Consider the following 14,910-nt stretch of genomic DNA (forward strand, 5'->3'; position numbering starts at 1 on the left):
GGGACCCCGGGGCTCTTCGACTGACCGGACTCGGGACTCCACCGAGCAGGCAAAAGCCGCACCTCCGCGCGTTCTCGTTCGACCGACGTCCGCGACGTCGCCGCTGTTTCGGGCGCCCGCCGGCCCATCTCCTCTCCACCCGCGCGACTCCCACAAGGATCATGACTTCCACCGCTTCATCACACGACGGCCGCCCCTCCACGCCGAGAGCACTGCTGCGCCTGCTTCCGTTCGCCAAGCCGGTGCTGGGCAGGCTCAGCCTCGGCGCGCTGAGCGCCCTGATCGCAAGCCTGCTCGCACTGAGCATCCCCCTCGTCCTCGAGGTGATCGTCCGCGGGCCGATCGCGTCCGGTGACGCCGGCCAGATCGCCTGGGGCGCCGCCGCGATCCTCGTGCTCGGGCTGCTCGAGGCCGTCATGGTGTGGCTGCGCCGCTGGTTGGTGCTCGGCCCGGCGACGAAGGTCGAGTACGACCTGCGGAAGGGCTTCTACGCGCGACTGCAGCGGCTTCCGGTGTCCTTCCACGATCGCTGGCAGTCCGGCCAGCTGCTCAGTCGCATGATGCAGGACATCAGCATGCTGCGGCGCTGGCTGGCGTTCGGCCTGGTGCTGCTGGTGGTCAACGTGCTCACGATCCTCGTGGGCACCGTGCTGCTGTTCCGTTGGCACTGGCTGCTCGGCACCATCTTCCTCGTGTGCTCGATTCCCCTCTGGTACACGGGCTACCGCTTCGAGAAGACCTACGGGACTCTGGCACGCCAGAGCCAGGACCAGGCCGGCGACCTCGCCACCTCCGTGGAGGAAAGCGTCCACGGGATCCGGGTGCTCAAGGCCTTCGGACGCGGCAAGCACGCCCTGCAGAAGTTCGCCAAGCAGGCCGAGACGCTCCGCCAGACCGAGCTGAACAAGGCGCGCGCCGTCGGGATCATCTGGTTCTGGCTGGTCCTGCTGCCTGACCTCGCGTTCGCGCTGTGCCTCGGTGCGGGCATCTACCTCGTCCAGTTGGGCCAGCTCACCGTGCCCGAGCTGATCGCGTTCTTCGCCATGGCGACCGTCCTGCGCTGGCCCATGGAGTCGATCGGATTCCTCTTCTCGTTCACACTCGACGCGCGCACCGCGACCGACCGGATCTTCGAGGTTCTCGACGAGCAGAACACCATCACCGATCCCGCGACGCCGACAACGATCGCCCAACCGCGCGGCGAGCTCGCGTTCGAAGGCGTGCACTTCCGGTATCAGGATGCCGCGGCATCCGAACGGGACCTCATCAACGGCATCGATCTCGTGCTGCGCCCGGGGGAGACGATGGCTCTTGTCGGCCTGACCGGTTCGGGCAAGACGACCCTGACGACACTGCCGTCCCGCCTGTACGACGTGACCGGCGGCCGGGTCACCCTCGACGGCGTGGACGTGCGCGACCTCAGCCTGAACGAACTCCGCAGGCACGTGGGCATGGCCTTCGAGGACGCGACGCTGTTCTCGCAGACCGTACGCGACAACGTGCTGCTCGGCCGGGAGGACCTGATCCCCGGCAGTCCCGAGGCCGAGGCCGTGCTGCGCGAGGCGCTCGCGGTCGCCCAGGCGGGGTTCGTCGAGGACCTTCCGTTCGGCGTCGACACGGTCATCGGCGAGGAGGGGCTCAGCCTCTCGGGCGGGCAGCGGCAGCGCCTTGCGCTCGCCCGCGCGGTCGCCGCGCGTCCCGCCGTCCTCGTGCTGGATGACCCCCTCTCGGCCCTCGACGTCGACACCGAGGCCCTGGTCGAGGACGCCCTGCGCGAGGTGCTGCACAGCACCACGGCGCTCGTCGTCGCACATCGTCCGTCGACCGTCATGCTCGCCGATCGCGTCGCTCTGCTCGAAGCCGGTCGGATCACGGCGGTCGGCCGTCACAGCGACCTGCTGCGCGAGAGCGAGCATTACCGGTATGTCATCTCCAGCCTGGAGAACGAACAGGCCCGTACCCGCGAAACGGAGGTGAACCTGTGAGCACCGCAACCGTCGAAGGAACCAGCGGCGAAGACCGCTCGGACTACACGCGCGAAGAGAGCCGGGCGATCCGCCGTCGCTCGCTGCGCCTGCTCGGCTCGCTCGTCTCGCCGCTGAAGTGGCAGCTCGTGCTCGCCGCGACCATCCTGGTCGTCTCGACCGCACTCCGGGTGGCCGGCCCGGCCCTGATCGCCTACGGCCTCAACACGGCGCTGCCGGCAGTCGTCGACCGGATGGATTGGATGCCGACCATCGGCGTCGTCGTGGTGTACCTGATCACCGCGATGGGCGGCGCCGCCCTGATCGGCTGGTACGTCGTCGTGACGGCCCGACTGACGCAGGCCATCATGCTCGACCTGCGCAAGCGGATCTTCCTGCACACGCAGCGGCTGAGCCTGGAGTTCCACGAGTCCTACACGTCGGGACGCATCATCTCCCGGCAGACGAGCGACCTGGACACCATCCGCGAACTGCTGGACGGCGGCCTGAACGAGCTGGTGTCCGGCATCCTCTACGGAGGCTTCACCCTGATCGCGCTCCTGCTGCTGGACTGGCGGTCCGGCGTGGTCCTCATCGTGATGGGCCTGCCGCTGTACCTGCTGATGCGGTGGTTCTACACGCGCTCGCAGCGGGTCTACCGCGAGTCACGCGTGATCAGCGCGAAGGTCATCGTGAAATTCGTCGAGACGATGACCGGCATCCGTGCCGTGAAGGCCTTCCGCAAGGAGGCGCGCAACGACAACGAGTTCGGCGAACTCGCCAGCGACTATCGCGACATCAACATGCGCTCGATCCGCCTCTTCGGCACGTTCGAGCCGGGGCTGATGGCTGTCGCGTCGGTCTCGCTCGCGGTCGTGGTGTTCTGGGGCGGCGTGCGCATCGAACCGGGCGTGTACGAGATCGGCACGCTCATCGCAGCAGTGCTGTACGTGCGCAACTTCTTCGCTCCGCTGCAGGAGGTCGCGTTCTTCCTGAACTCGTACCAGTCCGCGACAGCGGCGCTGGAGAAGGTCTCGGGCGTCCTGGAGGAGGAGCCGACGGTTCCGGATCCCGTTTCGCCGGTCGACCTGTGGGAGTCCCGCGGGCACATCCACTTCGACGGCGTGCGGTTCGGGTACGGCAGCGGAAAGACGATCCTGCCGGACTTCACCCTCGACATCCCGGCGGGTCAGACCATCGCGCTGGTCGGCACGACCGGTGCGGGCAAGTCGACCCTCGCCAAGCTCGTCTCGCGGTTCTACGACCCGACCCGCGGGCGCGTGACCCTGGACGGCATCGATCTGCGCCAGCTGCACCCGAAGGACCTGCGCCGCGCCATCGTCATGGTGACGCAGGAGGCGTACCTGTTCAGCGGGACGGTGGCCGACAACATCGCATTCGGCAAGCCCGACGCGACCATGGACGAGATCCGCGCGGCTGCGCGTGCGGTCGGTGCTGAGGCCTTCATCGAGGCGCTTCCGGACGGCTACGACACCGACGTGAACAAGCGCGGCGGGCGCGTGTCCGCCGGCCAGCGTCAGCTGATCTCGTTCGCCCGGGCGTTCCTGGCCAACCCCGCGGTGCTGATCCTCGACGAGGCGACCGCATCGCTGGACATGCCGTCGGAGCGGCAGATCCAGGACGCGCTGCAGACGCTCCTGGCCGACCGGACCGCGATCATCATCGCGCACCGTCTGTCGACCGTCGCGATCGCCGATCGCGTGCTGGTGATGGAGCATGGCGAGATCATCGAGGACGATACGCCCGCGGCGCTGATCGCCGGGACCGGAAAGTTCTCGCAGCTGCACGCCGCCTGGCGGGAGTCGCTGGTCTGAGTCCGGAACGGATGCCGCGGCCGCGCGTTCGCGGAGGCCGCGGCATCCGTCATCACGGCCCGGTTCTCACGCCGGGCCGCGGCGGGACTTCGCTCAGAGCAGCCCGCGGTCGACGGCCCACGCCGCGGCCGCCGCGCGGGAGGGCACGCCCAGCTTGGTGCGCACGTTCGCGACATGGCGGTGCACGGTGTGTGCGCTCAGCACAAGGGTCTCCGCGATCTGGCGATCGGTGCTGCCGGTGGCGATCAGGCGGAGCACCTGCAGCTCTCGCGGCGTGAGTGCTGCCGTCGGATCGGTCGACGGGTCGTGAGGCGTGGGCGCTTCGGGAACGGACGCACCCAGAAACCTCAGCAGCGCGTCGGCGAGCGACTGCCAGTCCCCGCGCCAGGGGAAGTGGTCCACGCCCTCGAGGGCGACGAACTCGGCATTCGGGATGCGCGCGGCCACGTCGCGGCCGAGGGCGAACGGGATCGCCGTGTCCGCGCGCCGGTGAGCGACGAGGGTGGGCGCCGCGACCCGGGGCAGCACCCGTGTCCCGTCGTGCTCGTAGACCGCACGCAGCGACGCCAGCGCGACCTCGCGCGAGGCCGATCGGCGCTGGAACTGCGCGAACGCCTCGCGTTCGGCCGCCGAGCCCCCGGGCAGAAAGATGTCGGCGAGCACCTTCGACCCGAGGCCCCAATGCGCGGCGACCACTTCGAGCAGGGTGTCCCGAGCGGCGGGCGCGGCGATCTGGCTGCCCGCGGCGTAGCTGCCGTAGAGCAGCAGCCGGTCGACCCGCTCGGCATTGCTCGCGGCATACGCCGCCGCGACCAGCGACCCTGACGACGCGCCGAGCAGATCGACCCGTCCCGGGACGTGCTCCAGCAGTGATCGCAGGATGCCGACCTCATCCTCGAGCGAGGCGGGCGGTGGTCCGGTGCGGTCGGACAGGCCCGTTCCCGGACGGTCGTACCGGATCACGGTGCGGTGCTCGGCGAGCCGGCTGACGAAGCGCCGGAACGACGGCTCGTGCCAGTCCAGCTCGAGATGGCTGCACCACCAGCCTCCGATCACGAGGGGTGGCCCCGAGCCGACCGAGGCCCAGGCCACGTCGCGACCGCCGAGATCGGCGTAGCGGATGACCTGGTCCTCGGCGAGCACGAGGCCAGTGTAGGGCGGCGACGGATCAGCGCATCCGGGGGAGCCGCCGCAGAGCGTCGACCCGCGAGCGCACGCGCGCCACGAAACCGGGTCGGTTCGCACCCGCGATGCGTCTGCGGGGTGCGGTCCCGGACCTCCCGAAACCGACACCGCCCTCGCTGCGGTACGCCTCGGCGATCTCGGCGAGAGTCTCATCGAAACCGGAGAGCCCGATCTGATTGAACCGGCTGTCCGGATCGACCAGCACGGGAACGTGGGCGCCGGGCAGGAGGTACTCGCGCGTCTCGACTGCGCCCGGCCAGACGACATCCAGGATGCCGGCCACAGACTGCTGCTCGAGCCACTCTCGGGCGTAGTGCGGCGCGATGCCGGCCGCGGTCGCGAAGTCGGCGGCGGTCACCGGTCCGCTCTCGAACAGCACGTCGTAGAGGTGAAGGCGTCGGCCCAGCTCGATGGACAGCAGCTCGGCGGATCCGAGCCCGCCTTCGAGCAGCCGCCCGACGAGCGCTTCGGTGCGCAGCGTGGCGAGAGATTCGATCCGATGCGGTGTGGGGGTGTCGTTCGTGGTGGTGGTGGTCGTGTTCATGACCGCTAGCAAAGCCGTCGAGCGCCCCCGGCCACATCGCTCGTCGGGGCCAACTTCAGATGGCCCGAACGGGCCAGCGACGACGCGTTCGAGACTTAACCCGTGATTTCGGTTTTTTCCGTCTGATCAGGAAATGCTTTTCGTCGGGAAGTGGGCTATGGTCGCGTGGAACACGCCAGCTCACCGAAGGGAAGCGAGTCCATATGGCTAACAAGGCCCCCAGTGCGACAAACAAGAAGGCCCCGCAACAGACTTTGAAGGAAAAGCGCGCCGCGAAGCGCGAGAAGACGCAGGACACGAACGTCTTCAAGCCACGCAAGGGCGCATAGTCCTCGACGCGACGGGCGGCTCGCCGGACTTCGGTCCTGCGAGCCGCCCGTCCGTCTGCCCGGCCCAGTTCGGCCCGGCGCGCGCCGGAATCGGAGATCCGCAATGGATTCGGACCCCCGCGGCGTGCGGGTCCGAATGCGACGCCGGTCTCCGAATCCGAACGCGGTCTCACCTCACCGGGTCACGTGCGCGCCCGCGGCGATCGCCCGTGCGATGGCTCGCTCGACGGCCGGCCACTCGTGGACGACCTGCGCATAGGTGAATCGAAGGACCGTATAGCCCCGCAGCGTCAGCTCGAGGTCATGCGCGACGTCCCGGCTGCGATCTGCCGCTGACGAGTGGAATGCGAATCCATCGATCTGCACGACCAGTCGTTCGCCGATGAGTGCGTCCACCCGCCTGCCCGCCAGCACGATCTGCTGCCGGATGGGGATTCCCCACGGTCTCAACCGGAGGACGAAGAGCGTCTCGAGCCCCGAATCGGACAGCCCGGTGACCGCCGCCGCACACTCCCGAGCCGCCCCCGTCGTCCATTCCACGCGTCGGAGGCTCTCTGCCGACAGGCGTTCGGTTCGTGCGGCGGACTCCCACATCGTCAGAGCGGCTTCCCTGGGTACGCATCGCGCGATGTGGTTCAGTGCATCCTCTATCGACTCGATGAGGACGCGAGGGGAGGTCGGCACGATCGGCCGATCCCAGTGCGCGGTCACGTCTGCGGGCGGCGTCGCGGCATGCGCTGCCATGCGGAGATGGATGCCGGCATCCACGCCCTCGGGTATCCACCACCCGCGCGCTCGAGCGGCGGAAACGCACGCGAGAACGCCGGTGCACCGTGCGGCCACGAGGTGCGCGCGCGGTGCGGCGGACGTGGCGACCCAGTACCGTCGCACGCGCTGGAGAACGCCGGCGGTGATGGCCGCGCGCAGCGCCCTCGCGGTCACACCACGTTCCAGCAGATCACTGCGATGAACGATGCCGCCACGGTCCGTCACCCACTGCGCGATATCCACGTCGAGAGCATGCCCGCTGGGGGGATGCCGAGGGGAGCGCAGTGCGGATGTGTGCAGTGCCGATGGAGAGGTCGGGTCGGGGAGGAGCGGACGAGCGGATCAAGAATCGGCGATCGCCCCTGGATTCGGACGAACTCGGTTCGCCGGTCCGAAACGGATGCCCATGTCCGAATCGGCGAGTGTCAGACGCGAGCCGCGGCAGCAACGCGAGCGGTCAGAGGCGGACTTCGGCGATGACCTCGCCGTACTCGGTCTCGCCGACCGGTGTGAAGCCGACGCGCTCGAAGAACGCCTGGGGCCCGCCCTCGCCGGCCTCGTAGATCACGTTCACGCGATCCATGCCGCGATCGCGCGCCTCTTCGAGGAGCTTCTGAACCGCGAAGCGCCCGACGCCGCGGCCCTGGTCGTCCGCGTCGACGTTGATCCGCCAGAGAACCGACTGGAAGTGCTCCTCGGGAGCCTCGGGGTCGAAGTTGGCGCTGACGAAGCCGACGACCTCGTTGGCGTCCAGCACGACGCGCTGCCACGACGTCTGCGGGTTGATCACCGTCGCGGCGATGCCGTAGCTGACGGGAGCCAGATACTGCTCCTGCCCGGGCTTGAGGGACATGTTGTTGACCGCCACGATCGTCGCGGCGGACAGTTCGACCAGTCTCAGCTCAGCCATAGCCACAGGGTAGCCGGAATGACAGCATCCCGGCACGTCGGACGTAACGCCTTAACGCGGAGTTCACCTCATGAGATATCTCGATGTCGAGATACTTTGGCGTTGGGTTAGGCTGGAAAGACCACCCGAACGGAGACAACCCGGTGACCGAATCGACCATCTTCTACACCCACACCGACGAGGCTCCGGCGCTTGCCACCGCTTCGTTCCTGCCGATCGTGAAGGCTGTCACCAGCCAGGCGGGGGTGGATGTCGAGACGCGGGACATCTCGCTCGCGGGACGGGTGCTGGCGGCATTCCCGCAGCAGCTCACTCCCGAGCAGCAGGTCGGGGACGCCCTGGCCGAGCTCGGCGGCCTCGCGACGCTGCCCGAGGCCAACATCATCAAGCTCCCCAACATCTCGGCGTCGATTCCCCAGCTGAAGGCCGCCATCGCGGAACTGCAGAGCCAGGGATTCGACATCCCGGACTATCCCGATGAGCCCGAGTCGCTCGAGGACAAGGACGTCCGCGCCCGTTACGACCGCATCAAGGGGTCGGCCGTGAACCCGGTGCTGCGCGAGGGCAACAGCGACCGGCGCGCCCCGCTGTCGGTGAAGAACTATGCGCGCAAGCATCCGCACCGCAACAAGCCCTTCCCGGCGGGATCGAAGACCCGGGTCGCCACGATGGGCCACGACGACTTCAAGTCGAACGAGAAGTCGTGGGTGGCCGCGCACGACGACGTCCTCACCGTGCGCCACATCGGCGCCGACGGCGAAGTCACCGTGCTCAAGGACAACCTCAAGGTGCTGCCGCGCGAGATCGTCGACGCCACTTTCCTCTCGGCGGCGGCACTCGATGAGTTCCTCGCCGAGACGCTGCGGTCCGCCGCCGAGGACGATGTCCTCTACTCGGTGCATCTGAAGGCCACGATGATGAAGGTCAGCGACCCGATCATCTTCGGCCACGTCGTCAAGGCCTATTTCCCGGATGTGTTCGAGAAGTTCGGCGAACGGCTCGATGCGGCCGGGCTCAGCCCGAACAACGGGCTCGGCTCGATCCTCGCCGGGCTCGACGACGTGGAGGAAGGCGCCGAGATCGCTGCGGCCATCGCCGCCGACCTCCAGCGCGGCCCACGGCTGTCGTACACCAACTCCGACAAGGGCATCACGAACCTCCACGTCCCCTCGGATGTCATCGTCGACGCCTCGATGCCCGCCCTCGTGCGCAACGGCGGAAAGCTGTGGGCCGTGGACGGCAGCGAGCAGGACACGCTCGCCGTCATCCCGGATTCGTCGTACGCCAGCGTCTATCAGGCGACGATCGATGACGTCATCGCGAACGGACCGCTGGATCCCGCGACGATCGGAAGCGTCTCGAACGTGGGTCTCATGGCGCAGGCCGCGGAGGAGTACGGCAGTCACGACAAGACGTTCGAGATCGCCGCTCCCGGTACGGTGCAGGTCGTCGACGGCGACGGTCAGGTGGTCATCGAGCACGACGTCCAGAAGGGCGACATCTGGCGCGCCACCCAGACGAAGTACATCCCGCTCGTCGACTGGGTACGGCTGGCGGTCAGTCGCGCACGGGCCACGGGCTCACCCGCCGTGTTCTGGCTCGACGTCAACCGTGCGCACGACGCTCAGGTCATCGCGAAGGTGTACCAGGCCCTCGCGACGATGGACACCAACGGGATTCAGATCTCGATCCTCGCGCCCGCGGAGGCGACCCGGTACAGCCTCGCTCGGATGCGGCACGGCCTGGACACCATCTCGGTGACCGGCAACGTGCTGCGCGACTACCTCACCGACCTGTTCCCGATCCTCGAGGTCGGCACGAGCGCCAAGATGCTCTCGATCGTGCCGCTGCTGGCCGGCGGTGGACTGTTCGAGACGGGCGCCGGCGGCTCGGCGCCCAAGCACGTGCAGCAGCTGCTCGAGGAGAACTACCTGCGCTGGGACTCGCTCGGCGAGTTCTTCGCGCTCGCGGCCTCGCTCGAGCACCTGGCGACCTTCACCGGCAACGGCAAGGCCCAGGTGCTGGCCGACACACTGGATGCCGCGACCGGCGCCTTCCTCGAGAACGACAAGTCCCCGGGCCGCGCTCTGGGCACGATCGACAACCGGGGCAGCCACTTCTACCTGGCGCTGTACTGGGCCCAGCAGCTCGCCTCGCAGAAGGCGGACGCGGAGCTGGCCGCCGTCTTCGCGCCCGTCGCCGCGGCGCTCGCCGCGAACGAGCAGGAGATCGTCGCCGAACTCCTCGCCGTGCAGGGTTCGCCCGTCGACATCGGCGGCTACTACCGGCCGGACGCTCAGCTGGTCGAAGCCGTCATGCGTCCGTCGAAGACGTTCAACGAGATCGTCGACGCGATCGGCTGAGTCTGCGTCAAAAGAAGGGGACGGATGCCGCGGCATCCGTCCCCTCTTCACGTCCGTGCACGATTCGTCCCCGGGTTTCGACGCGAGGGGGTCATGACCCCGGCGGAGGTCTCGGTACGCGCCTTCGGCCGCCGGTCATGGCGGAGAGCGCGGCGCGTATTCAGCTGCGACCGTGCCAGGCAGCGGACTCGACGCGCGCAGCGCGCGTGGGTTCGCTCGTGTCAATAGTGGACGGAGACCTCGGTGCCCTTGGGCGCCCAGCCGAAGACGTACTGGGCGGCGCTGACCGGCATGTTGATGCAGCCGTGGCTCATCACGTTGCCGAAGTTGTTGTGCCAGTACGCACCGTGCAGCGCCTCATCGCCGTTGTAGTACATGACCCACGGCACGTCCCGTGTGCAGTAAGCACCCGGGGTCTGGGAGTTCGGGTTGTAGCAGAGCTCCCCCATGTCCTGTGACGTGAGCTTGGAGGTGATGCGGAAGTTGCCGGTGCTCGAGCTGAACCCCTCCGCGCCGGAGGAGATCGCCCACGACTGCACGACGTTGTCGTTCTCGAAGAGGTACGTGCGCTGGTCTCCCAGATCGACTTCGATGCGCCGGGCGAGGCTGGTGATCACGGGAGCCACCTCGGCGACCGGCAGTGCGTACACGCCGTTGCCGGCGGTCAGCTGCGTCGCGAAGTCGGATGCCACCGTCGAGGTGTCGCCCAGTTCGCGACCGGAGATCCCCGCCGCGTCCTCACGCAGCACCCCGCCGCGCGAATCGGTGATGACGACGCCGTTCTCGGCGGGCCGGTTCACGAGCGGAGCAAGGCCGTCGACCACGGGCTGGATCGCCGCGGGATCGGCCGAGATCTCGAAGGTTCCGCGCGCGGCCGGCTCGACGGTGATCCACGATGCCGCGACCGCCCGGTCGATCGGCACGGTGCGCTCCGCGCCGACGTAGAAGCCGACGGAGTCGAGCATGGAGTTCAGCCTGGTCACGGTCGCCGCGGCGACGAACGTGGGGCGCTCCGCCTCGACCGGCGCTGCTTCCGCGTCGAGTTCGACGACGGTCTGCCCGGCGGCGAAGGCCTCGGCGAGCGTCGTGCGGACCGTATCGACGTCGATGCCGGTGCCCAGCTCGGACGGTACGGCGACGTAGGTTGCGGATGCCGCATCGAAGGCGACCAGGGCATCCACCGGATCGGTGTACAGGTCGGGGGCCGCAGCGCGCAGAGCCGAGGTCGCGGCATCCGCGTCGATCCTGATCGGGGCCTCGACGGGAGTCGAGAACCATGTCGTGGGGTTCCACATCGGGTTCTGCGCGAAGGCGGCATCGGCCAGGGCGCGCGCGTCCACCGACGCCCCGAGCTCGGCGCCGGTGATCTCGGCGTCTCCGCCGGCACCGGTGAGCACGATGGTGGTCTCCGCGAGGCGGCCCTCGATCGCGTCGGCGGCCGCACCGGGGGTGAGCCCGCCGACGGGCACACCGGCTACCGACGTGCCGGGTGCGATCAGAACGAGTGAGGTGGCCACCAGCGCGACCACGCACACGCCGGCGGGGATGCCGATCCACAGGGCGAGGCGGCGCTTGCGCGGGGCCGGGTCGGCCGGGGCCCACGCGTAGTTCGGGCCGCTGTCGTCGCCGTCCGCGACGGTCGTGGGTTCTGCACCGGTCGTGGCGGCGGCACCCTCAAGCGGCGCTTCTTCGGCGCCGGGCCTGGTGGCCAGATCGGTCAATGCCATCACCCCCCGGCTGCGAACACGTCATCCCATCGTACGGGACGACCCGCGAGCGTATGGCAACGGATCTATCACGGATCCGCGGCGACCGTGCCGGGGATCGCCGGTGTCACGAGTCGCAGATCTCCTGGAACCTGCCGCTGGTCTCCTGGAACTTCGCGCCCAGGCCGGCGAGGTCCTCGACCTTCGAGGCGTCCCCCTGGACGACCGCCTCCATGATTTCGCCGGCGTCCGCGAACATCTGCTGCAGAGCCGGCAGGAAGGCGGCGACCTCGTCGTTGGTGATCTCGCCCGCGGCGGCGGCGATGCGTTCGGCCGCGCCCTTCATGGATTCCACGACCGCGCCGGGATCGTCCGCGGCCGCGTTCTCGAACTCAGCCGTTGCGTCCTCGATGCTCTGCTGGATGAGGGAGCAGGCATCGGCTTTCGACTGCCCCTCGTCGCCGGGCGCGTCCGTGCTCTGGAAGCTGTCCTGGGACGAACCGGCGGGAGCGCACGCGGTGATGCCGAAGACGGCGATCACCGCCAGCGTCAAGGCTGCGATGCGGTGGGTCATGAGGTGGCCTCCTGCCCTAAAGCGTAGGCGAGGGCCGAACCCGGTGCTCGGTGTTGCGTCCACGGACCTCTTGTCGCGCAATGTAACGGTTTTGTAAACACCCCGTTCAAATTGGACCTGAAGCCTTGCGGCGCACCTGGTTCGTAAGGTCTACTAACAAACATGTCACCGGACGCACCGCGCAGTGCCCCTGCTCTCGAATCGCCGTCCTCCGCCCCAGGAGCGGGGCGCACCTTCCGTCCGGGCCGCACGCTGCGGCAGGGGAAGAAGGTCCTGCCCGAGCACGCCCGCGGTCACAACCGCTCGCTGCTTCTGCAGACGCTGTTCCACCAGGGCGCGATGAGCCGTGCGGACCTCTCTCGCGAGACAGGCTTGACGCGGGTCACGATCTCGGACCTGATCTCCGACCTCATCTCGGACGGCTTCGTCGCCGAGATGGGCGTGCGCGAGGCGTCCGGTCCGGGCAAGCCGGCGATCCTGGTCGATCTCGACCGGGCCGGCCATCGCATCGTCGGCATCGACCTGTCCGGCAGCGACGTCTTCATCGGTGCCGTGCTCACCCTGGACGGCGCCATCGTGGCGCGTCGGGAGGTGCCCGCGCTGACCGACGGCGACGTGATCGGCGCCGTCGTCCGGTTGGCGCGCGACCTGGTCGGGGACGCGCACGCCCCGGTCCTGGGCATCGGGGTCGGCACGCCCGGCATCGTGGACGAGGACGGCGTGATCCTCACCGCTCCCAATCTGCGGTGGGCGGGTTTCGATCTCAAGACCGCCCTGCAGGATGCCGTGGGGCTGCCGGTGCTCGTGGCCAACGACGCGAACGCGGCCGTCCTGGCGGAGTACACCTTCGGCGGCGCGGGAGACGACGTCCTGCTCGTCAAGGTCGGCCGCGGCGTCGGCTCCGGCCTGCTCGCGTCGGGGCGACCGATGCGCGGGGCGCACTCGGCCGCCGGTGAGATCGGACACGTGACCATCGGCACCGACGGGGGCCCGGTGTGCGCATGCGGAAAGGTGGGATGCCTCGAGGCCTGGCTCGCCGTTCCCGCCCTGACGGCGCGGCTGGCGGCCGCGGACGACGACGCATCGCGCGTCGGCATCCTCCGCGATGCGGGCGAGCGGCTGGGGATCGCCCTGGCCCCGATCGTGGGTGTGCTGGATGTGTCCGAGATCGTCCTGTCCGGTCCTCCGGAACTCCTCGACGGACCGCTCGCGGAGGCGACCGTCGACACCCTTCGCGCTCGCACGCTCGCCGAGTTCCATGACGGCGTGCGGGTGCGGATGACGGAGCAGGGCCAGGACATCGTCCTGCGCGGCGCCGCCGTCATGGTCCTGTCGGGACAACTCGGCGTGTCATAGCGCCGTCCGTCACCGCCGGCCCGATCGGGCCCGCACCACCCGGATGGGTCACCCGGCCCAGCCAACACCGAGAGAAGAAGACGAAGGAACACACCATGAACAAGAAGCTCGGAGCCCTCGGGCTCCTCGGCGCGACCGCCGTCGTGCTCGCGGGCTGCGCCGGAGGTTCTGGCACGTCGCCCTCGGACTCGGCGGATGCCGAAATCCGAGTCTGGCTCGTCGGCGCGGACACGCCGCAGGCGGCGCGCGACTACCTCACCGAGACGTTCGAGGAGGAGAACCCCGGATCCACGCTGGTCATCGAAGAGCAGACGTGGGAGGGACTCGTCGACCGGCTCACCACGAGCCTCTCCAGCTCCGACAGCCCCGACCTCGTCGAGTTCGGCAACACGCAGGCGCCGGCGTTCACCTCGGTGGGCGCCCTCCTGGACATCACGGACCAGTACGAGGCCCTCGGCGGCGACGACCTGCTTCCCGGGTTCGTGGAGGCCGGTTCGTTCGACGGCCAGTTCTACGCCCCGCCGCTGTACTCCGGTGCCCGCGTGGTCTTCGCCGACCCCGCATTCGTCACCGAGGCCCCGGCGACCCTCGACGACTTCGTCACCCAGGCCAAGGAGCTCGCTGCCGCGAACCCGGGGAAGTCGGGCTTCTCCTTCGCCGGCCAGGACTGGTACAACGCGCTGCCCTTCATCTGGGAGAACGGCGGCGAGATCGCCGTCGCCGACGGCGACACGTGGGACGCGCAGCTGAGCTCGGACGAGTCGGTCGCCGGATTGCTGCAGGTGCAGGACCTGATGACGACCGCGTCGCTGGCTCCCAAGGACGGCGACAACGCCGAGCCCTGGACGCCGTACTGCGAGGGTCAGTCGATCCAGTTCTCCGCGCCGAACTGGGCCCTGGGCCTGGCCAGCGAATGCGAGACGGCAACGCCCCCCGCAGCCCCATTCGTCTACGCATTGCCGGGTATGGACGGCGGCGCCGCCCAGGTGTTCGCCGGCGGCTCGAACATCGGCATCTCCGCGAAGTCGGATCACCCCGACCTGGCGAAGAAGGCACTGGAGATCATCCTCAGCGACGGGTTCCAGACGATCTACGGCGAGAACGGGCTGATCCCCGCCAAGAAGTCCCTCGCCTCCACCCTGGGTGACACTCCCGAAGCGCAGGCCTTCACCGAGGCCGCCGGCAATGCGAAGCTGACCCCGGCGTCGCCCAACTGGGCAGAGGTCGAGGCATCCCGCGTGCTGGAGGACTTCTTCGTGAAGATCGCGCAGGGCGGCGACGTGCCGGCGCTGGCCGCTGAAGTGGACACGAAGATCGAAGACATCCTCAACGGCTGATCCACCGGAGGGGCCCGCGCCGCAGCGGTGCGACCCCTT

Annotated in this window: 11 protein-coding genes; 5 read left to right on the top strand and 6 right to left on the bottom strand. The window is 68.9% G+C overall.

What is annotated here, in order from left to right:
- The first annotated feature begins 161 nt into the window (after positions 1-161).
- Positions 162-1,985, top strand: coding sequence for an ABC transporter ATP-binding protein (locus ABD655_RS05110; RefSeq protein ID WP_344712128.1), 1,824 nt, complete (start codon positions 162-164; stop codon positions 1,983-1,985).
- Positions 1,982-3,799, top strand: a complete 1,818-nt coding sequence (locus ABD655_RS05115; protein ID WP_344712129.1) for an ABC transporter ATP-binding protein — start codon at positions 1,982-1,984, stop codon at positions 3,797-3,799. The genes ABD655_RS05110 and ABD655_RS05115 overlap by 4 nt, the downstream gene beginning before the upstream one ends.
- Positions 3,800-3,892: 93 nt before the next feature.
- Here ABD655_RS05115 and ABD655_RS05120 read toward each other — a convergent pair whose 3' ends face one another.
- The 4 genes from ABD655_RS05120 to ABD655_RS05135 form a co-directional block, all read right to left on the bottom strand.
- Positions 3,893-4,942 (bottom strand): alpha/beta fold hydrolase, encoded by a 1,050-nt coding sequence (locus ABD655_RS05120; RefSeq protein WP_344712131.1) that lies wholly within the window; start codon positions 4,940-4,942, stop codon positions 3,893-3,895.
- Positions 4,943-4,967: 25 nt separating this feature from the next.
- The gene (locus ABD655_RS05125; RefSeq protein ID WP_344712133.1) at positions 4,968-5,528 is read right to left on the bottom strand and encodes a hypothetical protein; all 561 of its coding nucleotides are present in this window, start codon (positions 5,526-5,528) and stop codon (positions 4,968-4,970) included.
- A 503-nt stretch (positions 5,529-6,031) separates the two neighbouring features.
- Positions 6,032-6,868: a DUF559 domain-containing protein gene (locus ABD655_RS05130; protein ID WP_344712134.1), complete on the bottom strand. Its 837-nt coding sequence runs from the start codon at positions 6,866-6,868 to the stop codon at positions 6,032-6,034.
- A 214-nt stretch (positions 6,869-7,082) separates the two neighbouring features.
- Entirely contained in the window at positions 7,083-7,535 is a 453-nt protein-coding gene (locus tag ABD655_RS05135) for a GNAT family N-acetyltransferase (RefSeq protein WP_344712135.1), read from the bottom strand.
- A 143-nt stretch (positions 7,536-7,678) separates the two neighbouring features.
- Here ABD655_RS05135 and ABD655_RS05140 point away from each other — a divergent pair, with 143 nt between their 5' ends.
- Positions 7,679-9,898 (top strand): NADP-dependent isocitrate dehydrogenase, encoded by a 2,220-nt coding sequence (locus ABD655_RS05140; RefSeq protein ID WP_344712136.1) that lies wholly within the window; start codon positions 7,679-7,681, stop codon positions 9,896-9,898.
- 221 nt (positions 9,899-10,119) lie between these two features.
- Here the strand turns inward: ABD655_RS05140 and ABD655_RS05145 are convergent, their stop codons facing one another.
- On the bottom strand, positions 10,120-11,625 hold the full coding sequence (locus tag ABD655_RS05145; RefSeq protein ID WP_344712137.1) for a L,D-transpeptidase family protein: 1,506 nt from the start codon (positions 11,623-11,625) through the stop codon (positions 10,120-10,122).
- A 106-nt stretch (positions 11,626-11,731) separates the two neighbouring features.
- Positions 11,732-12,178, bottom strand: a complete 447-nt coding sequence (locus ABD655_RS05150; protein WP_344712138.1) for a hypothetical protein — start codon at positions 12,176-12,178, stop codon at positions 11,732-11,734.
- Between the two features lie 162 nt (positions 12,179-12,340).
- Here ABD655_RS05150 and ABD655_RS05155 point away from each other — a divergent pair, with 162 nt between their 5' ends.
- Positions 12,341-13,534, top strand: coding sequence for an ROK family transcriptional regulator (locus ABD655_RS05155; protein WP_344712139.1), 1,194 nt, complete (start codon positions 12,341-12,343; stop codon positions 13,532-13,534).
- Between the two features lie 95 nt (positions 13,535-13,629).
- Complete coding sequence (locus tag ABD655_RS05160; RefSeq protein WP_344712140.1) at positions 13,630-14,871, top strand: extracellular solute-binding protein; 1,242 nt, start codon at positions 13,630-13,632, stop codon at positions 14,869-14,871.
- Positions 14,872-14,910 lie beyond the last annotated feature (39 nt).

It is taken from the genome of Microbacterium terregens (assembly GCF_039534975.1).
Taxonomy (GTDB): domain Bacteria; phylum Actinomycetota; class Actinomycetes; order Actinomycetales; family Microbacteriaceae; genus Microbacterium; species Microbacterium terregens.